The following is a 22,543-nucleotide window of genomic DNA, read 5'->3' as shown; positions in this document are numbered from 1 at the left end:
TGGTGTCGTGCTGTACGGGGGAGGGAGTCAGACCGGTCCGGTGCCTACGGGGACGGCGGGACCGGGGTCTTGGGGGCGTGCCCCCGGTCAGCACATTCCGGCGGGCTCCGATACGGCGCAGCTGTTGCCCCGGAACGTGTTGCCCTGGCCGGTGTCACGGTTGGCCAGGTCGGCCGGGCCGTTGCGCAGCAGGACGTTGTCGCGGACCTCGTTGCGTTCGTTGAGGGCGCCCACGAAGCTCTTGAACAGCACGATGCCGCCGGACAGCGGGGACGTGCCCACGTTGTCCTCGATCCGGTTGTGCGTCACGAGGGAGTCCTCGGCGCCGGTGAGGACGATGCCCGAGCCCTGGAGGAAGGGGAGGCGCGCGGTCTTGGGGCAGGACTTGTTGTTGGCGTGGATGTGGTTCTGCCGCAGGGTCAGGGCGCCGACCCGCGGCTTGTTCTCGTCTCCGACGACGAACACGGCGGCGCAGTTGCCGGTCGCGTCGTTGCGGGCGACGGTCAGGTTTCGCAGCCGTCGTACGGTGACGCCGATCCGGTTGCCGCTCAGCCGGTTGCCGGCGATGACGGTGTTCTGGCTGTCGCGGGCGCCCTCCTCGGTGGCGACCGTGTTGGAGACGAAGACACCGGCGTCGCCGTTGTCCCGGGCGGTGTTGCCGACGAGCGCCGCGCGGACGGACCGCTCGGTGGCGAGGCCCCACTGGCCGTTCTTCTCGGCGGTGACCCCGCGGACGGTCAGCCGGTCCGTCCCGGTGGCCCACAGGCCCTGCTTGGTGAAGCCCCTGAGCGTCAGCGCGGCCACGGTGACACGGCGGACCGGACTGCTGTCCGTCCCGGCGACGCAGATGCCGTTGCCGGCCGTGGCGCACGCGTCGCCGGTGGCCGTGCCCGGCACGATGACGGTGTTGCGTGCGCCCGAGCCGCGCAGGGTCAGGCCCGACACGGTGATGCGGACGCTCTCGTGGTAGTTGCCGGGGGAGACGACGACGGTGTCGCCCGGCTTCGCCGCGTCAACGGCCTTCTGGATGGATTCGCCGGCGCGCACCAGGTGCACCGACCGGTGGGCGGCCGAGGGGGCGGCTGCGCCCAGGCCCGACGCCGCTACCGCCGCCGCGCAGGCGAGGTGGGCCAACTGTCGTTTGGTCATAGGCCGAAGTTATGAACGGGCGTTGCGGCCCGCCACCGGTGATCGCCCAGGTGGGCCCGCTCCTGTCACCGTGACGCGCCGAGCGGGGAGGAACGGTGCGGGACGGCGACGGCGGCGAGGGCGGCGAAGCGCGGGCCGGACGACCGGTCCGGCGCTCGTGAGGGCGTTCGCCGCCCGGCGGTGTGCGTCACGACGCACGCCGCCCCGGCCGGGGAGTCCGGCCGGGGCGGTGTGCGTCGAGCTACGTCCGCGAAGTCGCCTGCGCGGGGTGGCGCGTGGGTCAGGCGAGGGTCGCCAGCGCCTCGTTCCAGGTGGCCGACGGGCGCATGACCGCGGCGGCCTTGGCGGGGTCGGGCTGGTAGTAGCCGCCGATCTCGGCGGGCTTGCCCTGGACCGCGTTCAGCTCGTCGACGATCGTCTGCTCCTGCGCGGTCAGCACCTCGGCGAGCGGGGCGAACGCCTTGGCGAGGTCCGCGTCGTCGGTCTGCTGGGCCAGCTCCTTCGCCCAGTACAGGGAGAGGAAGAAGTGGCTGCCGCGGTTGTCGATGCCGCCGACGCGGCGGGTCGGCGACTTGTCCTCGTTGAGGAAGGTCGCCGTCGCGCGGTCGAGGGTGTCGGCGAGCACCTGGGCGCGGGCGTTGCCCGTGGTGGTCGCGAGGTGCTCGAAGCTGGAGGCCAGGGCGAGGAACTCACCGAGGCTGTCCCAGCGGAGGTAGTCCTCCTTGACGAGCTGCTGCACGTGCTTCGGCGCGGAGCCGCCGGCGCCCGTCTCGAAGAGGCCGCCGCCCGCCATCAGCGGGACGATCGACAGCATCTTGGCGCTGGTGCCCAGTTCCAGGATCGGGAACAGGTCGGTCAGGTAGTCGCGCAGCACGTTGCCGGTGACCGAGATGGTGTTCTCGCCGCGGCGGATGCGCTCCACGGAGAGCTTGGTCGCCTCGACGGGGGACAGGACACGGATGTCCAGGCCCTCGGTGTCGTGCTCCGGCAGGTACCGCTGGATCTTCTCGATGAGCACGGCGTCGTGCGCGCGGGTCTCGTCCAGCCAGAACACGGTCGGGTCGCCGGTGGCGCGGGCGCGGGTGACGGCCAGCTTCACCCAGTCCTTGATCGGGGCGTCCTTGGTCTGGCAGGCGCGGAAGATGTCGCCGGCGGAGACCGTCTGCTCCAGGACGACGTTGCCGGCCTGGTCGACGAGACGGACGGTGCCGGTGGTCGGCACCTCGAAGGTCTTGTCGTGACTGCCGTACTCCTCGGCCTTCTGCGCCATGAGGCCGACGTTCGGGACGGTGCCCATGGTCGACGGGTCGAAGGCGCCGTTGGCGCGGCAGTCGTCGAGGACGACCTGGTACACGCCGGAGTAGCTGCTGTCCGGCAGGACCGCGAGGGTGTCGGCCTCCTGGCCGTCCGGGCCCCACATGTGGCCGGAGGTGCGGATCATGGCCGGCATCGAGGCGTCGACGATGACGTCGGACGGCACGTGCAGGTTGGTGATGCCCTTGTCGGAGTCGACCATCGCCAGCTCGGGGCCCTCGGCGAGCTCGGCGTCGAAGGACGCCTTGATCTCGGCGCCCTCGGGCAGGGACTCCAGGCCCTTGTAGATGCCGCCGAGACCGTCGTTCGGGGTCAGACCGGCGGTGGCGAGCGTCTCGCCGTACTTCGCGAACGTCCTGGGGAAGAAGGCGCGCACCACGTGACCGAAGACGATCGGGTCGGAGACCTTCATCATCGTGGCCTTGAGGTGGACCGAGAACAGCACGCCCTCGGCCTTGGCGCGGGCGATCTGCGCCGTGAGGAACTCGCGCAGCGGCGCGACGTGCATGACGGACGCGTCCACGACCTCGCCGGGCAGGACGGGTACGGACTCGCGCAGCACGGTGGTGGAGCCGTCGTCGCCGACCAGCTCGATCCGCAGCGCGCCCGCCTCGGAGATCACCGCGGACTTCTCGGTGGACCGGAAGTCGTCGACGCCCATGGTGGCGACGTTCGTCTTCGAGTCGGACGTCCACTTGCCCATGCGGTGCGGGTGCGTCTTGGCGTAGTTCTTGACCGACGCGGGAGCGCGGCGGTCGGAGTTGCCCTCGCGCAGCACCGGGTTCACGGCGCTGCCCTTGACCTTGTCGTAACGGGCGCGGATGTCGCGCTCCTCGTCCGACTTCGGGTCGTCCGGGTAGTCCGGCAGCGCGTAGCCCTGCGCCTGAAGCTCGGCGAGCGCCGCCTTCAGCTGCGGGATCGACGCCGAGATGTTCGGCAGCTTGATGATGTTCGCGCCGGGCGTCTTGGCCAGCTCACCGAGCTCGGACAGGGCGTCCGCGATGCGCTGGTCCTCCTGGAGGTACTCCGGGAAGAGGGCGATGATGCGCCCGGCCAGCGAGATGTCACGGGTCTCCACAGTGACACCCGCCTGAGAGGCGTACGCCTGGACCACCGGCAGGAACGAATACGTCGCCAGGGCCGGGGCCTCGTCAGTGTGCGTATAGATGATGGTCGAGTCAGTCACCGGGTGCTCCGCTCCACGTCTGCAACATTGCTCGACATCAAGATATCTCGTGAGCGACCCGGCCTCGACAGGGGTCCGCGCCGGGGCGGGCCGAGGGCGACGGGAAACCGCCGCCCGTGGCGCGCCGGGCCGGGCCGGCCGAAGTGAAAACGCGGACCGGAGTGAAATCGGGAAAGGGTGAACCGGAGGCAACCGGGCTCCCTCCTCACGCGTACTGAAGGTGATCACCCACCGTGATACGGCGGCGGGCCTCCAGGCTCCCCGCCGCCCGAACGAAGGCGAATCATGAGATATCGCACCAGAGTGACGGCCCCCGCGGCCGCACTGCTCGGCACGGCCGCCGTGCTCGCCGCCGGACCGACGGCCTCGGCGCGCCCCCAGGCCTTGAAGCCCGGGGGCACCCCGGGCGCGGAGACCCTCGGCGACTCCGTCTTCCCGTCCCTCGGGAACGACGGCTACCGCGTCGAGGCGTACCACCTCGACTTCGCGTACGACGCCACGACCCGTCTGGTCGACGCCAAGGTGACCTTGATGATCAGGTCGACCCAGGCACTCTCCCGCTTCTCGCTCGACGCGCTCGGCCTGGACGTGCGGTCGGTGCGGGTCGGTGGCGCCGCGGCCACCTTCGAGCAGGTGGACGAGAAGCTGCGGATCACCCCGGCCCGCGCCCTGCCGGAGTCCTGCGCCGTCGCGGTCTGTGTCGAGTACACCGCCGACCCGGCCAGGACCCTCGCGTACACCGCCTGGGTCCCCACCCCCGACGGATTCGCCGTGTGCCCCCAGCCGAATGCGGCGCACACCGTCTTCCCGTGCAACGACCACCCGCTGGACAAGGCGGACTTCAGCTTCCGCATCACCGTGCCGAGCACCCTGCGCGGCGTCGCGAGCGGCAGGCTGGTCCGCACGGAGAACCTCGACGGCGACCGGACCGCGTACACCTACCGTTCGGGTTCGCCTACAGCCACCGAACTCGTGCAGATCACGGTCGGCGACTACATCGTCAAGGAGCGGCAGGGGCCGCACGGGCTGAGACTGCGGGACGTCGTCCCGACGGCGCGCGCCACCGCGCTGGAGCCGGCGCTCGCGCTCACCCCCGGCCATCTCGACTGGCTGGAGCAGCGGCTCGGCGCCTACCCGTTCGAGACGTACGGGCTGCTGCCCTGCAACTCCGACGCCGCGAACGCCTTCGACTTCACGGGCCTGGAGACGCAGACGCTCACGCTCTACAAGCCGAACTTCCTGCTCCAGGAGGAGAAGAAGATCGGCTCGCACATGATGCACGAGCTGGTGCACTCCTGGTTCGGCAACAGCGTCAGCCCGGCCGACTGGGCTGATCTGTGGATCAACGAGGGTCACGCCGACTTCTACGGGCTGCTCTACCGCTACGAGCGTGGCTGGGCCGACTCGCTCGGCCTGCTCACCATGGAAGCCCGGATGAGGGACACGTACGCCAGGGGAGACCAGTGGCGGGCGTCCTCCGGGCCGGTCGCCGCGCCGAACGCCGTCAACCTCTTCGACAACCAGCGCTACCTGGGCGGAGTCCTCGTCCTCTACGCGCTGCGCGAGGCCGTCGGCGAGGACGTCTTCAACCGTATCGAGCGCACCTTCCTGGAGCGCCACCGCAACTCGGCCGCGACCACCGCGGACTACATCGCGGTCGCCACGAAGATCTCCGGACAGGACCAGTCGGGCTTCCTGAACGACTGGCTGTACGGGACGAAGACACCGCGCATGCCGAACCACCCCGACTGGACGGTCACCCCGGTCGTGTCGAGTCTGGTCGCGCCTCGCCACCGTGAGCCCGGCCACTACCCGGACTCGTCCGCGACGCTCTGATCGCTGGCGACGAGCAGGGGCCGGGCGGAGAGGCTCCGCCCGGCCCCTGCCGGTTCTCAGCGCTGGTGCGCGGCCTCGTGCCGGGCCTCGCGCTGATGGGGGATGGCGGTCTCCAGGAGCCCGGACCCGCCGGGCTGGAGGGCGACCGTGCGGGCCGGGGACGGGATGCGGACGCCCTCGTCGCGGTAGCGCTTGTGCAGGCGCTTGATGAACTCGTGCTTGATCCGGTACTGGTCGCTGAACTCGCCCACGCCGAGGATCACGGTCAGTCCGATGCGCGAGTCGCCGAAGGTGTGGAAGCGTACGGCGGGCTCATGGTCCGGGACGGCTCCCGTGACCTCGGTCATGACCTCGGTCACGACCTCGTTCGTCACCCGCTCGACGTGGTCCAGGTCGCTGTCGTATCCGACGCCCACCTGCACGGTGAGCGTCATCTGCTGCTCGGGCCGGGTGAAGTTGGTCATGTTGGTGCCCGACAGCTGGGCGTTGGGGATGATGACCAGGTTGTTGGAGAGCTGGCGGACCGTGGTGTTGCGCCAGTTGATGTCGACGACGTACCCCTCCTCGCCGCTGCTCAGCCTGATGTAGTCGCCCGGCTGGATCGTCTTCGACGCGAGGATGTGCACGCCCGCGAAGAGGTTGGCGAGGGTGTCCTGGAGGGCCAGGGCGACCGCGAGACCGCCCACGCCCAGAGCCGTGAGCAGGGGCGCTATGGAGATCCCCAGCGTCTGCAGGACCACCAGGAAACCGATCGCCAGCACCACGACCCGGGTGATGTTCACGAAGATGGTGGCCGATCCGGCGACACCCGACCGAGACTGGGTCACCGACCGCACCAGGCCCGCGATGAGCCGTGCCGCGGTGACCGTCGTGACCAGGATGAGCAGCACGGTCAGCGATCGGCTGACCGTCCGTCCGACCGCCGCGGTCAGCGGCAGCACGGCGGCCGCCGACGCGAGCCCGCCCACGATCGCCACCCACGGCACCAGGGCGCGCAGCGCGTCCACGATGACGTCGTCGCCGCTCCAGCGGGTGCGCTCGGCGTGCTTGCCCAGCCAGCGCAGCAGCATCCGCAGCAGGAACGCCGCCAGCAGCCCCGCGGCCACGGCTATGCCGGCGATCATCAGGTCGTCCACGGTGACCGAACGCTTCATCGATGACCTCCCGGGAGACCGGGACCGGGGTGAGGGCCCGCGGGCCGTATGCGCTGCGTCGTCACTTGCCACCTGCTCGAATCCGGGAACGCGCGATCTCGCCCGGACAGGTGTTCGTCGTCCGGGGCGACCGCTCATCCTGCCGCATCCGGCTGCCCCTCCGTCACCAGTCCCGCACAGTCCCGCCATTGACCGGAACTGCCCGTCAACGCCCCTCGTGCGAGCACCCGGTGACCGTTCTCGGCCTTCGCGCGGCTCTTCTCCGTCGCGGACCCCGTCGACCCCGCGCCGAAATGGCCGGGATACGTCCTTCAACCGGGCGCGAGCCGCCGGCGATGGCCCCGAGCGCCGGCCCCGGTGTCAGACCCCGTCGAACGAACCGTGTCGCCCGGCCCCCGCGGAGAAGCGGGCCGCGCCCTCCATGCTCTCGTCCAGTACGTCCATGCCGTAGCGGAGTTCGGTGCGCAGGGCGGCCTTCTCGATCAGGCCCTCCTGGTCGAGGACCGAGGCGCGGTCGCTGCGCAGGCAGGCCTGCGGGAAGTCGGCGATCTCCGCCGCGAGCCGCTCCGCCTCGGCGCGAGCCCGGCCCACCGGGACCAGCCGGTTGGCGAGCCCCATCCCGTACGCCTCCGCCGCGGGGACCGCGCGACCCGTGAGGATCATGTCCATCGCGCGGCTGGTGCCGATGAGCCGGGGGAGCCGCACGGTGCCCCCGTCGATGAGCGGGACGCCCCAGCGGCGACAGAAGACCCCGAAGACGGCGTCCTCCTCGGCGACCCGCAGATCGCACCACAGCGCCAGTTCCAGACCGCCGGCCACCGCGTGCCCCGCGACGGCCGCGATCACCGGCTTGGTCAGTCGCAGCCGGGTGGGGCCCATCGGACCGTCGCCGTCCTCGGTGACCTGGTTGCCCTGCTCGGCGCCGATGGCCTTGAGGTCCGCACCCGCGCAGAAGGTGCCGCCCTCGCCCCAGAGCACCGCGACGCGCGCGGTCTCGTCGGCCTCGAACTTCCGGAAGGCGTCCGCGAGTTCCGCCGCGGTCGGCCCGTCCACCGCGTTGCGGGCCGCCGGCCGGGAGAGGACGACGGTGGTGACATGACCCTGGCGTTCGATCCGGACCGGCATGGCGCTGTCTCCTTCTCCGGCCGACGCGCCTCACCGCACGTCGTGGTCACTCCTCGGTACCACAGCTCGCCGGGGTGCGCACCGTCTCAGGGGGGCGCCCCCCGTCTCAGATCACCTTCCAGCGCACCAGGGCCCCCAGCGTCAGCGCCCCCGGCAGCAACGGCACCCACACCGTGATGATCCGGTACGCCAGTACCACCGCCGTGGCCACCGCGACCGGGCCGCCCGCCGCGACCAGCGCCACGGTCAGGGCCGCCTCCACCGAACCGAGGCCACCGGGCGTCGGCACCAGCGCGACCGCGACCGTCGCCGCGAGGTAGGCGATCACCATGTGCGCGGGTGACACCGACAGGCCCAGCGCGCGGCCCACCGCCGCGAGACCCGCGGCCTGGAGCAGCGGGAACGCGAGCGAGCCGCCCCACAGGGCGAAGGCACGGGCCGGCCGGGTGTGCACGGAGCGGGCCTCGCCGAGCGCGGTGCGTAGGAAGGAGGCGACGGGCGTGCGCAGCCGCCGTACGAGCAGCAGCGTCGCCGCCGCGACGGCCACCAGCAGCCCGATCCCCAGCAGCAGCGGCCCGGCCGCGCCGTCCGGGAGCAGACCGCCGAGGCGCAGCGCGTCGGGGAACGCGATCAGCAGGCCGAGGAGCAGTCCGAGCCGGGCGATCGACTCGGCGAGCAGATACAGCGCGAGCGCGGCCGACGAGCGGGCGAGCGGGACCCCGCACACCGTCATGAACCGCAGATTGACCGCTCCGGCGCCGAGGCCGGTCGGCAGCAGATGGTTGGCCGCGCCCGCCGCGAACTGGGTGGCGAGCAGCCGGCGTGCGGGCAGCCGTTCCATGACCGCGCCCTGACGGGTCAGGGCCGCGGCCACCCAGGTCAGGGCGGTCGCGGTGGCCGCGGCCGCGAGCCACGGCCACTCGGCGGACCGCAGATGGCCGAAGCCCTCGGCGAGGACGGACCGGTGGCGCACGGCCACCACCAGGACCAGGGCGAGCGGTAGCAGGCACAGGACCGGCCGGACGGCGGGGCGCAGGGCGAGGCGCCGGGGAAGCGCCTGCCTCGCTCGGGGGAGTCGTACGGTCGTCACATCGGGAGAGGTTTTCCACACCGCACCAACGTGAGGTTGCGGGCGCGGGGACGGCGGCTGACACGCCGGGCAAGCTGCGGGAGGGGTGGACCCCGCGGGTCCCGGGTTGACGCCGTCCCGCTCGTGAGGGTGTCCTCCCCGGGAACTCTTGACCTCAATGAAGCTTGAGGTTCTACCGTGCTCTCCATGAGCATGGAGAGCACGGCTTGGACCCAGCTGTACAGCGTGATGAACGCCCAGCGGGAACGCAGGCCCTTCGACCCCGCGACGCTGCGCCGCATCGCCGTCTTCGCCCGCCCGCACCGCCGCCGGATCGCCCAGTTCGTCGTCCTCAGCGTGGCGACCGCGCTGCTGGCCGTCGCGACACCGCTGCTCGCGGGGCATGTCGTGAACACCATCGTGTCCCACGGCGACGAGCGCACCGTCGTCCGCCTTGCCGTGCTCATCGCGGTCATCGCGGTAGCCGAGGCGGCGCTCGGTCTCCTGAGCCGCCTGCTCTCGTCGACGCTCGGCGAGGGACTCATCCTCGATCTTCGGACGGCTGTGTTCGATCATGTGCAGCGCATGCCGGTCGCGTTCTTCACACGTACTCGTACGGGCGCGCTCGTCAGTCGACTCAACAACGACGTCATCGGAGCCCAGCGCGCCTTCAGCAACACCCTGTCCGGAGTCGTCAGCAACGTGGTGACGCTGCTGCTCACCCTGGCCGTGATGCTCACCCTCTCCTGGCAGATCACCCTGCTCGCGCTCGTCCTGCTGCCCGTGTTCGTGCTCCCCGCACGGCGCATGGGCAGCCGCATGGCCCGGCTCCAGCGCGAGGCCGCCGACCTCAACGCCTCGATGGGCACCCGCATGACGGAGCGCTTCTCCGCCCCCGGCGCCACCCTCGTCAAGCTCTTCGGCCGTCCCGGCCAGGAGTCCGTCGAGTTCGCGGAGCGCGCCGGCCGGGTGCGGGACATCGGGGTGCGTACGGCGATGGCGCAGTCCGCGTTCATCACGGCGCTGACCCTGGTGTCGGCCCTGGCGCTGGCCCTCGTCTACGGTCTCGGTGGCTGGTTCGCACTGCGCGGCACCCTGGACGCCGGCGCCGTGGTCAGCCTCGCCCTGCTGCTCACCCGCCTCTACGCGCCGCTCACCTCGCTCGCCGGAGCGCGCGTCGAGGTGATGAGCGCCCTGGTCAGCTTCGAGCGCGTCTTCGAGGTGCTCGACCTCAAGCCGCTCATCGCCGAGAAGCCGGACGCCCGCGACGTCCCCGAGGGGCCCGTGGCCGTCGAGTTCGACGACGTCCGCTTCGCCTACCCGGCCGCCGACAAGGTCTCGCTCGCCTCGCTCGAAGAGGTCGCCGCCCTCGACACCCGGGGCGGCGCCGAGGTACTGCACGGCATCTCCTTCCGCGCCGAACCCGGCCGGACCGTCGCGCTCGTCGGCTCCTCCGGCGCCGGCAAGTCGACCATCGCGCAACTCCTGCCGCGCCTCTACGACACCGACGCGGGCGCCGTCCGGATCGGCGGCGTCGACGTCCGCGACCTCAGCGCCGCGTCGATGCGCGCGACCCTCGGTATGGTCACCCAGGACGGCCACCTCTTCCACGAGTCCGTCCGCGAGAACCTGCTCCTCGCCCGGCCCGCCGCGACCGAGGACGAGCTGTGGGACGTGCTGCGCCGCGCCCGTCTCGAAGCGCTGGTCGCCTCCCTGCCCGACGGCCTCGACACCGTCGTCGGCGAACGCGGCTACCGGCTCTCCGGTGGCGAGCGCCAGCGCATGACCATCGCCCGTCTGCTGCTCGCCCGCCAGCGGGTCGTCATCCTCGACGAGGCCACCGCCCACCTCGACAACACCTCGGAGGCGGCCGTCCAGGAGGCGCTCGCCGAGGCGCTGGAGGGACGTACCGCCGTCGTGATCGCGCACCGGCTGTCGACCGTGCGGGCCGCCGACCTGATCCTCGTCGTCGAGGCGGGCCGGATCGTCGAGCGGGGCACCCACGAGGAACTGCTCGCCGTGCGGGGCCGGTACGCGGAGCTGTACCGGACGCAGTTCAGGACCGCGCGGGAGAACGCCCCGGAGCCGGAGCCGGCCGTGGCGGTGGAGGCGACCTCGTAGGGCACCGGGGGAGGTCGGCGTCCGGGAAGCCGGGCGGTGGCGGGGTACGAGGAACGGGTGGGCGGCCGCCGAACCTCCGCGGACACCCACCCGGTGTCCGGAACGGTCCCGGTGCGGAGCGCGCACCGGGACCGACCCGTCCCTCTTCCTTCTCCCTTCCTTCTCCCGCGGTCTCTAGGCCGTGAACCGGTGACTGCCGGAGCCGACCCGGTACACCGCGCAGCCGTCCTCCTTGCGCACGTAGGTCGCCCGGGTATGGGTGACCGCCTCCGGGCCGGCCGCCGGGATCCACACCTCGGCGGTCGTGTTGGCGGGCACGGTGCAGGTCAGGTCGAAGGTGCCCGAGCGCAGGGTCCAGCGGGTGGAGACCGGACCGTGCACCGACGTGAACGTGGCGCGCGCCGAGGTGACGTCGCCGCCCGGCCGGGGCCGCACGACGATCTCCCGGTAGCCCGGCCCGCCCGCCGAGATGCCGGCGATGTTCGCGTACATCCACTCGCCGACCGAGCCGTAGGCGTAGTGGTTGAACGAGTTCATGTCCGGCGTCTGGAAGCTGCCGTCGGGCCGGATGGAGTCCCACCGCTCCCACATCGTGGTGGAGCCCTTGTCGATCTGGTAGCCCCAGCTCGGGAAGGAACGCTGCTGGAGCAGCCGGTAGGCGACATCGGTGTGCCCGGTGTCCGTGAGCACGGGCAGCAGCCGCGGTGTGCCGAGGAAGCCGGTCGACAGGTGCCAGTCCTTGGCGCGGATCAGATCGACGAGCCGGCCGGCCGCCGCGGTGCGCAGGGCGTCGGGCATCAGGTCCATCGACAGGGCGAGCACGTACGCCGTCTGTGTGTCGCCCTTCACCTTCCCGTCGGCGCCGACGTACGCGGTGCGGAACGCGTCGCGGACGCTCTCGAAGAGGCGGGAGGAGGGCGTGGCGTCCTTGCCCAGCTCCGTCGCCATCCGGGCGGCGAGGTCGGCGCTGTGCGCGAAGTACGCGGTGGCGATGACGTCCTTGGGGGTCTCGTCCGAGACGTTCAACCAGTCGCCGTACCCGCCGGCCGGCCGCAGCAGTCCGTCGCTGTTGCGCTCCAGGTAGGCCAGCCAGGCCTGGACGGACGGCCAGGCGTCCTCCAGCACCTTCCGGTCGCCGTACGCCTGGTAGAGCGCCCAGGGGACCGTCACGCCGGCGTCGCCCCAGCCCGCGACACCGTTGCCGACCGTCCCGACCATGGGCGCGACGTCGGTGAACGCGCCGTCCGCCGTCTGCGCGTCGCGCAGGTCGACGAGCCACTTCGCCAGGAAGCGGGCCGACTCCATCGTGTAGGAGGCGGTCGGCGCGAACACGTTGATGTCGCCGGTCCAGCCGAGCCGCTCGTCGCGGGCGGGGGTGTCCGTCGGTATGGAGAGGAAGTTGCCGCGCTGCCCCCAAGTGATGTTGCTGTGCAGCTGGTTGAGCATCGGGACGTCGGTCTCGAACTCGAAGGTGAAGGGCGCCGAGGTATGCATCACGCGGCCGGTCACGGCCCGCGCGGAGGGGGTGCCGGGGAAGCCGGTGATCTCGACGTAGCGGAACCCGTGGAAGGTGAACCGCGGTTCGTAGGTCTCCTCGCCGCCGCCCTTCAGGGTGTACGTGTCGGTCGCGGCGGCCGAGCGGAGGTTCGCCGTGTACAGGGTGCCGTCCGGGTTGAGGACCTCCGCGTGTCTGATCCTCACGGTCGTCCCGGCCGCGCCGGACACCCGCAGGCGTACCGAGCCGACCATGTTCTGTCCCAGGTCGAACACGTGGACGCCCGGGGTCGGTTGCGTCACCTTCTCGGCCGGCATCTCACCGGCCACCCGCACCGGGCCGTCCACCTGCGCGACGATCCGGGGCGGGGCGCCGTCACCCGCGTCGCGCACCGGCAGCCAGCTCCGGTCGTCGAACCCGGGTGAGGTCCAGCCGGAGGTCTCCAGCCGCGCGTCGTACGTCTCCCCGCCGAGCAGGTCGGCGGCGACGATGGGCCCGGCGGCGGCCCGCCAGCCCTCGCCCGACGTGATCCGTTCGCTCGTCCCGTCGGTGTACTCGACCTCCAACTGTGCCAGGAACGCCGGACGTTCGCCGTACTGGTGGGGTCCGAACATGCCGACGTTGCCCGCGTACCAGCCCGGCGCCACCCAGGCACCGAGGGCGTTGGCACCCGACCGCACGAGCGAGGTCACGTCGTAGGTCTGGTACTGGACGCGTTCGCGGTAGTCGGTCCAGCCGGGGGCGAGCTGGTCGACGCCCACCCGGCGGCCGTTGAGGTGTGCCTCGTACAGGCCGAGCGCCGTCGCGTACAGGCGCGCCCGGGCCACCTTCCTGCGCGGGAGCGTGAACGCGTGCCGCAGCTGGTTGGCGGCGAACGACGCCGGCACGACCCGTCCCCAGGGGCCGGCTCCCCACGCCGCGGCCACCTTCGCCGCCGGCCAGCCGCTGTCGTCGAAACCGGTCTCCCGCCAGTCCGCCGCGGGTTCCGCGTCCGTCGCCTTCCAGGAGGTGTCGGTGACGATCCGCTGCTCGCCGGACGGCGTCCGCAGGTCGAGGGCCGCGACCAGGCCCGCTGGACTCTCCGTCGCGTTGGTGGCCGCGACGGCGAGAACGTTGCGTCCGGGGCGCAGGTGGGCGAGGACCTCGACGACGGCCGGGCGGCGCCAGTCCTCGTTGTCCGTCGCCAGGTCGGTGCGGGCGACCTCGGTGCCGTTCACCGCGAGGGCGTAGACGTTGTCGGCGGTGATGGCCACCTTCGCCGAGGTGACGCCGTCGGGGATGTCGACCACCCGCCGGAACCAGCGCGTGCCCTTCGGGGCCCCGCTCGCCGGATCCCCCTCGGCGAACCAGATCCACGAACTGCCGTCGAGGGATGGCGCGTCGGTGAGCGCGGTGGGTGCGGAGACCCAGGTCGCCGACCAGTCCTCGGCGCCCATGAGGCCGGTCTCCCACCAGGACGGCGCGCTCCACGCGGAGACGCCGCCGTCGCTGCCCCACACGCGGACCGACCAGAAGTACCTTGTACGGGACGCCAGTTGAGGTCCGGCGTACGGGACCAGGGCCGACTGGCCCGAGGTCACCCTGCCGCTGTCCCAGACGTCGGGCCGGGACAGGCCGGACGCGCTGGAGGCGACCCGGATCTGGTAGGCGCTCTGCCGCATCCCCGGAGTGTCCGAGGTCATCGGCCAGCTCAGTCGGGGGTGTTGGGCGTCCAGGCCCAAGGGGTTCTGCACGTATTCGACGGTCGGCGCGGTGACCCGCGCCCCGCCGCGCTGCCCGGCCGCCGCGGACGCCGGTGCGGCCACGGCCGCCCCCGCTCCCGTGGCGGTCACGGCGACCGCGCCCGCGGCGCTCGCCAGGATGTTCCTCCTGCTGATCAATTGCGGCCCCTCACCTCGGAGTTGTGAATCGATTCACGTCGGTGAAGGTAGGGGCGTGAGAGGCGGGGGTCAATGAGTGTGCAGGGATTTTCTGTAACGGTGCTGTACTGGCCTGATGTGTCGGGGAAGGTGGCCGGTTCGCGATTCTCGGAGATTGAACGGTTTCAATCGAGGTCCCGACGAGTCGGCACACGGTGTCCGACCTGCGGGAGGCGGACCGGCCCGGCCCGCGGACGCCGGTGGGACGTGAGGTTCCTCAGCCGGCCGGCGCGAGGCGGCTCTCCGGGCCCGCTGCGACGCGTAACACCCCGAGGAGGCGGACGAGTTCGCCGAGCTCCGGCTCGGCGAGCCGAACGCCGATGAGGGCGTCGAGAGCGTCGGCGTACACGAGGGCCGCGTCGTCGAGCAGTCCGTGTCCCGCGGGGGTGACGTCGACCAGGCTGGAGCGCCGGTCCCGCGGATTCGACCTTCGTACGCACAGCCCACGGCGCTCCAGCCGGTCGACGGCCTGGCTCGCACCGCCCACGCTGAGGGCGAGCGCGTCGGCGATTTCCTGCACGCGGCAGAAGGGGGCTCGGCCGGAGGCCGTCAGGAGTACCCGGAAGCCGTTCAGGGAGAGGCCGCACTGCTCGCGCAGACGGGCGTCGATGTCCTGCGACAGCAGGGCGCCGAGACGGGCGAGGTCCTCGAAGACCTGGTGCGGACGCGTGGTCACAGGGGTTCTCCCGGTCTGTCGGCGCAGGAGCGCCGGCGGCGCCTGCGGGGGTGGGCGGAGCCAGGGAGGAACGGGTCCTCCGCGGGGGCCGGGCGGGGGCCGCCGGCCGCGCTGCGGCGGCAGCCCCCGCCCTCCGGTTCACGGCCGTCGCGCGTGCGCGAAGCCGCGTCGGTGCCAGACCAGGCCACCCGAGTGCGCGGGCTCGCCGCCCACATCGGTCACCCGCCCCACCAGAATCGTGTGGTCGCCTCCTTCCAGGACGTCGTGGCGGACGCAGGTGAGGGTCAGGGACGCGTCCCGCAGGACGGGGGCCCGGAGGGACTCCACCGCCAGCGGGACGTCGTCGAAACGGTGCTCGGCCGGCCGCATGAACCGGCTGACGAGGTGTTCCTCGCCGGGTCCGAGCAGGTGCACGGCGAAGTCCTCGGCCTCCGTCAGGGCCTCGTGCGTACGGGAGTTGCGGTCGAGGCAGACGAGGAACAGCGGCGGGCTGAGCGAGAGCGAGCTGACGGCGCTGGCCGTCAGACCGCGCGGCCTGCCCCTGTCGTCGTAGCAGGTCACGATGGTGACAGGGGCGGCCAGCGCGGACATCGCGGCGCGGAACGCCTCGGCGAGATCCTGGGCCGCGCCGGTCGACGGCTGGGACGCGAGCAGCGCCGGAGTCACCGTGCCACCTCCAGAGGCCGGGCCGAACCCTGGAGCCAGCGGCCCTCGGGACGGCCGGAGAAGCCCGTACGGATGTCCCAGGACACGCGACCTGCCTTGACCGTCGTCGTGAAGCGCCCGGTGAACGTCCAGCCCTCGTAGGCGGACCAGCCGCACAGCGCCTGCACGTCGTGCGCGGAGAACTGCCAGCGCGCGACCGGATCGAGCAGGGTGAGATCGGCGTCCGCGCCCGGTTCGAGCCGGCCCTTGCCGGGCAGGTCGAAGAGCCGGGCGGGTCCAGAGCCCATGAGCCGGGCGAGATGCGAGGCGGCCTCGTCCGGGCCGATCTCCCGGCTCCGCAGCCCCGTCCACACGGCCGTGGCGAGTTCCTGGACACCGGGCAGACCGGGCGGCGCGTCGGCCGGCGGACGGTTCTTCTCCTCCACCGTGTGCGGGGCGTGGTCGCTGCCGAGGGAGGCGGCCTCGCCGTGCAGCACGGCCCGCCACAGACGCTTCTGGTCACGGCACTCGCGGATGGCCGGGGAGAGCCGGGTCCGCGGACCGCGCCGGGTGGTGTCGTCGTGGGTGAACGACAGGTGGTGGCCGGTCACTTCGAAGGTGAGGGGCAGCCCCTCGGCGGCGGCCGCCGACAGCAGATCGGCCTCCTCCGCCGACGACACGTGGAGGATGTGCGCCTTCGTGCCGTACTCCCGCACGAGGTGCACGACCTGGGCGACGGCGACGATGCCTCCCGAGCGCGGCCGGTGCGGCTCGTACTCGCCGTACGAGTCCGGGGGGCTCGAACTCGCGTCGAGCAGGTCGAAGACATGCTGGTCCTCGGCGTGCAGCACGAGCCTGATCCCGCCCCGGGCCGCCGCGGCGAAGGCCCGCCTCAGCTGCTCGCCGTCCCGGAACACGACCGGCGCCGTGTGGTGGCCGGCCATGAACGCCTTCGCCGAGGTCGCGATCCTCGGGTCGACGTCCGCCAGCAACTCCGGACGGTCCGGATCGGCGCCCAGATGGAAGCGGTAGTCGGCCCACGAAGTCCCCCGGATCACCTCGTCCTTGGCGATCAGAGCGGCCTCGTCCAGCGACGGCGGCCGGGTGTTGGGCATGTCGACCACGGTCGTGACGCCGCCCACCAGGGCGGCCCGGCTGCCGTGCTCCCAGTCCTCCTTGTACTCCAGTCCGGGAGTGCGGAAGTGGACGTGGGAGTCGATCAGGCCCGGCAGCACGTAGCGGCCGACGGCGTCGAGACGCGGGCCCGCGGGCAGCGGCTCGTCCGGGGCGAGCAGGGCCGCGACACGACCGTCCCGGACGACCACCGTGCCGTCGCGGACACCGTCGGGGGTGACGAGCCGGCCGCCCTCGACGACCAGTTCGGCGGGCAGGTCCGCGGATTCGGGATTCAACGGTTCCACGTCAGACTCACCAGTTCCTTGCAGAGGTCGTTGGTCGGTCCCATCAGGGCGACGGCGCGCGCGTCGCGGCCGTAGCGGTTGATCTCGTTGGAGGCGACGTAGCCGGCCGAACCGAGCAGCCGCTCCACGGCGTTGACGACACGTTCGGCGGCCGAGGAGGCGAAGAGCTTGGAGTGCAGCGTGGCGATCCCCGGGTCGGGAGCCGTACGCCGGCCGGCCCGCTCGACGACCGCACGCGCGGCCTCGACCTCGCCCGCGATGTCCACCAGCCGGTGGCGCACGGCCTGTTGCGCCGTCAGACCACGCCGCTCGGCGTGCTCGTGGGCCAGGTCGAGAGCCGCCTGCGCCAGGCCGACGGACACGGCGCCGAGCGTGGCTCCGCTGTCCCGGACACCGGCGATGATCGAGGCCGCCGCGCCGACCGGACCCAGCCGCGCGGTGTCCGGTACGTGGCAGTCGTGGACGGAGACGAATCCGGTCGCCGAGCCGCGCATGCCGGTCAGCCGCAGCGAGGTGTCCGGCTCCAGTCCGGGCGTGTCCGCCGGTATGAGGAAGAACGTCTGGCCCGCGGAGCCGTAGCCCGTGTCGGGGGCGGCGTCCGGCGTGGGCTCCTCGGTCTGCGCCAGCACCAGGTAGATGTCGGCCAGGCCCGCGCTGGTGGTGAAGGACTTGGCGCCGTCGAGGACCCAGCCGCCGTCGGGCGTGCGGCGGGCGGTGGTGGACAGGTGCTTCTTGTTCGCGCCGGCACCCGTCTCGCTCCAGGCGGAGGCGGCGAGCCAGTCGCCGCGGGCCAGTCGGGGCAGCAGCCGGCGGCGCAGGGCCGGACTGCCGTGTTCGAGGATGCGCGTGCTGACCGCGTAGTGCTGGAAGAGCATGATCGAGGCGGACGCGTTGACCTGGGCGACCTGTTCGACGGCCGTGTTCAGTCCGTGGGCGTCGGCACCGGTCCCGCCGTACTCGTAGGGCAGCGCCAGGCCGAGCAGACCGCTCTCGCGCAGCAGGGCCAGGGCCCGCCGGTCCGGTTCGCCGCTCAGGTCGGCGTCCCGGGCACAGGCGGCGAGGCGCTCGCGGACCGCCGCGGTCGGACCGGTGGCCGGCGGGGGGAGGGGCGCGTCGGTGAGGGCCGGCGCGTCGGGCACGGTCAGGCTGTCTGCGGAAGCCATGACAACTCCTGGGAGGTGGGGGCGGGCAGGAAGTGGCCGCGGTAGTCGACCTGCTTCTCCGCGACGGAGACCCAGGCGAGCCGGCGGTCCTGGGGACCGCCCGTCGTGCGGGCCGAGGCGCGGACGGTGGCGCCCGGCGTGCGCAGGGCGAGCATGCCGTTCTCCGGCTGCTCCGCCGCGCCGGACAGCAGGTGCGGGATCGAGCCCTCGACGGCGGCGCCCGCGGCGAGGCAGGTCGCGCCGGTGAGGGCCACGGTGGGGTGCCAGGACGGTACGGAGATGGCGCGGACCGCGAGGGCGCCGGGACCGTCGGGGAGCAGCGCGGCCACCTTCGGGAAGGCGCCGCCGGTGTCCCAGCCCTGCGCCCGGCAGACGGCCAGCCGCAGCCGGGTCATCCGGTCGAACAGCACGGGGTCGTCGGCGAAGAGCTCCTCGACCGTGCGGACGCCCAGTTCGGCGGCGTTCACGAAGAGGTACGGATTGCCCATCGAGACCAGGGAGACCGGCACCGTACGGCCGTCGAACCGGATGCCGGTGACCGGCTCACCCGTGATCAGGAGCTCGTCGACCGGGCGCGGCGGCGAGCAGAGGAAGTGCGCCGTGAAGCGGGTGCCTCCGTCGGAGGTCTCCTCCGCCTCGCACACCACGTTGTCCCCGTTGTTGAGCACGTTGACCCGGACCCGGCAGCCCGCCACGAGGGGCTGGATCATGCCGGTGCGCGCCGCCGCCTCGACCGCGGCGAGGATGGAGTGCCCGCAGGAGCCGCGCAGGTCGAAGCTGTCGAGACGGTCCGGCATCGACTGGACGAAGCGGTAGTCCAGGTCGAACAGGGGGTGCCGGGAGGGCTGGACGAGTGCGTTCTTGAGGACGTCCGCGGCTCCGTGCTCGGCGAGTGCCGACCGCAACTCGGTGAGCCGGGCGAGCAGTTCGGGCTCGGAGGCGGGCAGAGTGCGCGCGTCCAGCACGGCGGTGGGGCACGGGGTGCCGTGCGCTCGGGCCAGGCTGACGGTCATGCCGCCGCCTCCTGGAGGACCCGCGCCGGCGTGTGCAGGGTGAGCGGGGCTCCCGCGGTCGCGCCCGCCGTCGCGAAGAACTCCTGGCGCCACAACTGGTGCGACATCAGGGACCACAGGGCCAGCGAGACGGTGTCGCTCGGCCGGGTGGCCTGCTCGTCGAAGAGCGCGTCGACCCGCTCGGGCCGGATGCGTCCGTCGGCGCGCAGCGTCCGGGGGGACAGGACGTCGCGGGCGAGGGTCCACAGCCGCTGGCCGGGGGCGAGCATCGCCGTGACCGGCAGAGTGAAGGGCTGCTTGGGGCGCTCCAGCACGCTGCGCGGGATCAGGCCCCGGGCCGACCGGTACAGGGCACGCTTCACCCCCTGGCCGGGCACGAGCCGTTGCGCGTCGGTGAGGGTGGAGGCGAAGCGGACGACGGAGGGCTGGCAGAACGGCAGCCGCACCTCGACCGAGCTGGCCATCGACAGGTGGTCGACGCGTCGCAGGTGGTAGGCCGGCAGCCGGTAGCGCTGCTCCACCGCGCCGATCCGCTGCAGCCGGGTGCCGGGGCTGCCGTGCAGGATGCGCCGGATGTCGGAGGGCAGGGAGGAGCCGACCGCGTTCACGGCGAAGGCGTACTCGTCGGTGTACAGGCTCTCGCGCAGGGAGCGCGGGACGGCGGCGAGGTGGTCGAGGTAGTCGTCGATCCAGTCGGAACCGTGGTGCGCGGCGACCGCCTGGGTCATACGGGAGTAGCCGCTGAAGAGTTCGTCGGCCGCGTCACCGGTGAGGGCGACCTTGAATCCGGCGTCGCGGACCGCGCGGAAGAGGGAGAACGTGGACAGGGTGATCGGATCGGCGTTGGGCTGTCCGAGGTGGCGCACCACGTCGGTCATCAGGTCGGGGAAGGTGGCCGGATCGATTTCTACCTGGTGGTGTCGGGTGTCGGCGGCGCGGGCGACCTCGGCGGCGTAGGCGCGTTCGTCGCCGGGCCAGGTGCCGGTGTACGCGATGTTGAAGGTGTGCAGGCTTCCGTGCCCCCCGCTGTCGCGCAGCGCCTGGGCGGCGAGCGCCGTCACGAGGCTGGAGTCGAGTCCGCCCGAGGTGACGGCGGCGACGGGGGCGTCCGCCACCAGGAGGCGCGACACCTCCTCGGAGAGCAGGGCGCGCAGCTGGTCGCCAGCCTCGTCCAGGGTGCGGTCCTTGTCGGGGCGCAGGCCCCGCTCGTGGGCCATGGGGCGCTGCTTGACGCGCAGTCCGTCCCGGTGGCTGAGGACGGCGGTGGCGGCCGGCGGCATGACCTGCACACCTCGGAACATGGTGCGGTCGCCGAACGGCGTCTTCGACGTGAGATAGGCGTCGAGACCTGCCTCGTCCTCCTCCGCCCGCACCCCGGCGAAGCCGAGGAGCGCGGGCAGTTCGGAGGCGAAGTGGAAACGGCCGGCGGCCTGTTCCCAGTGGTAGTAGAGCGGCTTCATGCCCGAGTCGTCGGTGGCCAGCACCATGCGGGGTGTGCTCCGCAGGTCCATGACGGCGACGGAGTACATGCCGTCCAGGTGCTCGGCGAACCGGTCCCCGTAGGTCAGGTACAGCGCGGGCAGGATGGAGCCGTCGCACTGGTCCTCGAAGTGGAATCCCAGGCCGGTCAGGCGTTCACGCAGGTCACGGTGGTTGTAGATCTCACCGTTGAAGACGACGGTGACCCGGCCGAGGTGGTACGGCTGTGCGCCGCCCTCGGGGTCCATGATGGACAGCCGGTTGTTGCCGAGCGCCCAGTCGGACCGGTGCGCGACACCCTGGGCGTCGGGACCGCCGTGGTGCATCAGGTCGGCGACACGGCGCAGTTCGGCCTCGTCGGAGTGGATGTTGAAGGTTCCGTATATGCGGCACACGCTGCGTTCACCTGACCTGTGAGGAGTGACCGGCGGCGGAGTAGAGCGCCGGGTCGTAGGGGCTGGGGCCACCGCAGGTGACGAAGCGGCGGGCGGTGGGCCCGGTGTGGGGGTTGCGGGCGCCGTGCAGGACCCCGGGCGACGCGTAGAGCACGTCGCCCGCGCTGACGTCGATCCAGCGGTCGCGCAGGTACATCTGACCGACGCCCTCGAAGGCGATGAACGCCTCGTCGCTGTCGGGGTGGAGGTGGACGCTGAAGGTCTCGCCCGGCTGCTGGATGCCGCAGTGCAGACACAGCCGGCTGCTGCCGTTGCCGGGCCAGAAGACGAAGTTCATGGTCGCCCGGCGTTCGGCGGCATCGATCTGTCCCGTCCCGCCGAAGCCGCGCAGCTGGGTGGTGTCGTCCCAGAGGGAGGAGTGCAGGACGGGCGCGCTGCCGACGGGGGCTCCCGCGAGCGGGGTGCGCCACACGTACGCGGTCATTCCGGCGCCGTCGGCGCTGAGGGTGAGCGCCTGGCCGGTGGGGGCGTAGGCGGACGAACCGCGTTCTACGAGGCGGGAGTTGCCGCCGACGGCGGCGGTCCCGGTGCCGGAGTACACCACGACGGTGTTCTCCTCGGCCGCGCTGTGCTCGGGGGTGTACGACTCACCGGCGGCGACCCGGACGATGTGGAGGGTGACGTGGGTGGCGCCGGCGGCCGGGCTGACCGGGGTCGCCACCGTGGTGCGGGCGTTGGGGTCGGCCCCGGCGACGGGGAGGAACACGAACTCCGCAGCGGTGATGATGCGGGCGTCGCCGAGGGCGGTGGTGGGAGCTTCGGTGGATGGGGGCATGCCGGTGGCTGCTTCCTGTGTTCGAGGGCCGGCGCGGTGGCGTCGGCCTGCCGGTGCTGTGGGGGAGCGCGGGTGGCGGGCGGTGCCCGGTGGGGCCTCGCCGGGAGCCGGCGGCGGGAGCTGACCGTGCGCCCGTCGCACGAGAGCGGAGCGGTGCCGGACGGCCGGGGTGTCACCACCGCGTGGTCGTGGACCGGTTGCTCGGTGGAGACGGGGCGGCGGCCGGTGCGGTCACCGCGGTCGTTCTTCCTTCTCCTGTTGAAGGTTCGCGCGAGGGGTTCCCGGTCGTGTCCCACGTCGCTCCCGGCCCCGGGAGCGGTCACGGGAAGACGGCGGTGGGGACCGGGACATGGCGTCGGCGGAGCGGAGGCGAGGGGATCGGGACGGGGGAGATGCCGACGCTCGGCTCCGGGCCCATGGCCAACACCCAACGCCGATCGGCGCGTTGGGCGCCCGCCTGCCCGCCTGCCCGCCTGCCCGCCTGCCCGCCTGCCCGCCTGCCCGCCTGCCCGCCTGCCCGCCTGCCCGCCTGCCCGCCTGCCCGCCCG

15 protein-coding genes are annotated in these 22,543 nt (G+C 72.4%); 2 read left to right on the top strand and 13 right to left on the bottom strand.

What is annotated here, in order from left to right; genetic code table 11:
- Nucleotides 1–87 precede the first annotated feature (87 nt).
- Complete coding sequence (locus tag ACIRQH_RS06460) at nucleotides 88–1,149, bottom strand: nitrous oxide reductase family maturation protein NosD (protein ID WP_404224508.1); 1,062 nt, start codon at nucleotides 1,147–1,149, stop codon at nucleotides 88–90.
- Nucleotides 1,150–1,429: 280 nt separating this feature from the next.
- A complete protein-coding gene (locus tag ACIRQH_RS06455) occupies nucleotides 1,430–3,649 on the bottom strand; it encodes an NADP-dependent isocitrate dehydrogenase (RefSeq protein WP_388871115.1) in 2,220 nt (739 codons plus the stop codon).
- 285 nt (nucleotides 3,650–3,934) lie between these two features.
- On the opposite strand from ACIRQH_RS06455, the gene ACIRQH_RS06450 reads away from it, so the two are divergent.
- Nucleotides 3,935–5,485 carry a M1 family metallopeptidase gene (locus ACIRQH_RS06450; protein ID WP_404224506.1) on the top strand — a complete coding sequence of 517 codons (1,551 nt, stop codon included), beginning with the start codon at nucleotides 3,935–3,937 and terminating at the stop codon, nucleotides 5,483–5,485.
- A 56-nt stretch (nucleotides 5,486–5,541) separates the two neighbouring features.
- On the opposite strand, the gene ACIRQH_RS06445 is transcribed toward ACIRQH_RS06450, so the two are convergent.
- The 3 genes from ACIRQH_RS06445 to ACIRQH_RS06435 form a co-directional block, all read right to left on the bottom strand.
- Nucleotides 5,542–6,639 carry a mechanosensitive ion channel family protein gene (locus tag ACIRQH_RS06445; protein WP_388931847.1) on the bottom strand — a complete coding sequence of 366 codons (1,098 nt, stop codon included), beginning with the start codon at nucleotides 6,637–6,639 and terminating at the stop codon, nucleotides 5,542–5,544.
- A 360-nt stretch (nucleotides 6,640–6,999) separates the two neighbouring features.
- On the bottom strand, nucleotides 7,000–7,764 hold the full coding sequence (locus ACIRQH_RS06440) for a crotonase/enoyl-CoA hydratase family protein (RefSeq protein ID WP_388871107.1): 765 nt from the start codon (nucleotides 7,762–7,764) through the stop codon (nucleotides 7,000–7,002).
- A 106-nt stretch (nucleotides 7,765–7,870) separates the two neighbouring features.
- Entirely contained in the window at nucleotides 7,871–8,800 is a 930-nt protein-coding gene (locus ACIRQH_RS06435) for a lysylphosphatidylglycerol synthase domain-containing protein (RefSeq protein WP_358817841.1), read from the bottom strand.
- Between the two features lie 246 nt (nucleotides 8,801–9,046).
- Between ACIRQH_RS06435 and ACIRQH_RS06430 the strand changes: the two genes are divergently transcribed.
- Nucleotides 9,047–10,954: an ABC transporter ATP-binding protein gene (locus tag ACIRQH_RS06430; protein WP_404224568.1), complete on the top strand. Its 1,908-nt coding sequence runs from the start codon at nucleotides 9,047–9,049 to the stop codon at nucleotides 10,952–10,954.
- Nucleotides 10,955–11,128: 174 nt separating this feature from the next.
- Here the strand turns inward: ACIRQH_RS06430 and ACIRQH_RS06425 are convergent, their stop codons facing one another.
- The 8 genes from ACIRQH_RS06425 to ACIRQH_RS06390 all read right to left on the bottom strand — a co-directional run bounded on the left by ACIRQH_RS06425 (nucleotide 11,129) and on the right by ACIRQH_RS06390 (nucleotide 21,995).
- Nucleotides 11,129–14,329: an alpha-L-rhamnosidase gene (locus tag ACIRQH_RS06425; RefSeq protein WP_404224504.1), complete on the bottom strand. Its 3,201-nt coding sequence runs from the start codon at nucleotides 14,327–14,329 to the stop codon at nucleotides 11,129–11,131.
- Between the two features lie 256 nt (nucleotides 14,330–14,585).
- A complete protein-coding gene (locus tag ACIRQH_RS06420) occupies nucleotides 14,586–15,044 on the bottom strand; it encodes a MarR family winged helix-turn-helix transcriptional regulator (protein ID WP_388871101.1) in 459 nt (152 codons plus the stop codon).
- 138 nt (nucleotides 15,045–15,182) lie between these two features.
- The gene (locus tag ACIRQH_RS06415) at nucleotides 15,183–15,710 is read right to left on the bottom strand and encodes a flavin reductase family protein (RefSeq protein ID WP_358817775.1); all 528 of its coding nucleotides are present in this window, start codon (nucleotides 15,708–15,710) and stop codon (nucleotides 15,183–15,185) included.
- Complete coding sequence (locus ACIRQH_RS06410) at nucleotides 15,707–17,110, bottom strand: dihydroorotase family protein (protein ID WP_388871098.1); 1,404 nt, start codon at nucleotides 17,108–17,110, stop codon at nucleotides 15,707–15,709. Before ACIRQH_RS06410 ends, ACIRQH_RS06415 begins: the two co-directional genes overlap by 4 nt.
- Nucleotides 17,098–18,273 carry an acyl-CoA dehydrogenase family protein gene (locus tag ACIRQH_RS06405; protein WP_404224501.1) on the bottom strand — a complete coding sequence of 392 codons (1,176 nt, stop codon included), beginning with the start codon at nucleotides 18,271–18,273 and terminating at the stop codon, nucleotides 17,098–17,100. Before ACIRQH_RS06405 ends, ACIRQH_RS06410 begins: the two co-directional genes overlap by 13 nt.
- On the bottom strand, nucleotides 18,252–19,286 hold the full coding sequence (locus ACIRQH_RS06400) for a PrpF domain-containing protein (protein ID WP_388871092.1): 1,035 nt from the start codon (nucleotides 19,284–19,286) through the stop codon (nucleotides 18,252–18,254). The genes ACIRQH_RS06405 and ACIRQH_RS06400 overlap by 22 nt, the downstream gene beginning before the upstream one ends.
- Nucleotides 19,283–21,160 carry an asparagine synthase (glutamine-hydrolyzing) gene (asnB, locus tag ACIRQH_RS06395; RefSeq protein ID WP_388871089.1) on the bottom strand — a complete coding sequence of 626 codons (1,878 nt, stop codon included), beginning with the start codon at nucleotides 21,158–21,160 and terminating at the stop codon, nucleotides 19,283–19,285. Before asnB ends, ACIRQH_RS06400 begins: the two co-directional genes overlap by 4 nt.
- A gap of 7 nt (nucleotides 21,161–21,167) precedes the next feature.
- On the bottom strand, nucleotides 21,168–21,995 hold the full coding sequence (locus ACIRQH_RS06390) for a cupin domain-containing protein (protein WP_388871086.1): 828 nt from the start codon (nucleotides 21,993–21,995) through the stop codon (nucleotides 21,168–21,170).
- Between the last annotated feature and the right edge of the window lie 548 nt (nucleotides 21,996–22,543).

This window comes from Streptomyces sp. NPDC102279, assembly GCF_044766365.1.
GTDB lineage: Bacteria > Actinomycetota > Actinomycetes > Streptomycetales > Streptomycetaceae > Streptomyces.
Note: the sequence above shows the minus strand (reverse complement) of the source record. Positions and strands in the feature narration are given on the sequence as shown.

What these genes read in the sequence shown, in the direction of transcription:
- ACIRQH_RS06460 (WP_404224508.1), bottom strand. Translation starts at nt 1,149, where the DNA reads ATGACCAAACGACAGTTGGCCCACCTCGCCTGCGCGGCGGCGGTAGCG.
- ACIRQH_RS06450 (WP_404224506.1), top strand. Translation starts at nt 3,935, where the DNA reads ATGAGATATCGCACCAGAGTGACGGCCCCCGCGGCCGCACTGCTCGGC.
- ACIRQH_RS06445 (WP_388931847.1), bottom strand. Translation starts at nt 6,639, where the DNA reads ATGAAGCGTTCGGTCACCGTGGACGACCTGATGATCGCCGGCATAGCC.
- ACIRQH_RS06440 (WP_388871107.1), bottom strand. Translation starts at nt 7,764, where the DNA reads ATGCCGGTCCGGATCGAACGCCAGGGTCATGTCACCACCGTCGTCCTC.
- ACIRQH_RS06430 (WP_404224568.1), top strand. Translation starts at nt 9,047, where the DNA reads ATGGAGAGCACGGCTTGGACCCAGCTGTACAGCGTGATGAACGCCCAG.
- ACIRQH_RS06405 (WP_404224501.1), bottom strand. Translation starts at nt 18,273, where the DNA reads ATGGCTTCCGCAGACAGCCTGACCGTGCCCGACGCGCCGGCCCTCACC.
- ACIRQH_RS06400 (WP_388871092.1), bottom strand. Translation starts at nt 19,286, where the DNA reads ATGACCGTCAGCCTGGCCCGAGCGCACGGCACCCCGTGCCCCACCGCC.
- ACIRQH_RS06390 (WP_388871086.1), bottom strand. Translation starts at nt 21,995, where the DNA reads ATGCCCCCATCCACCGAAGCTCCCACCACCGCCCTCGGCGACGCCCGC.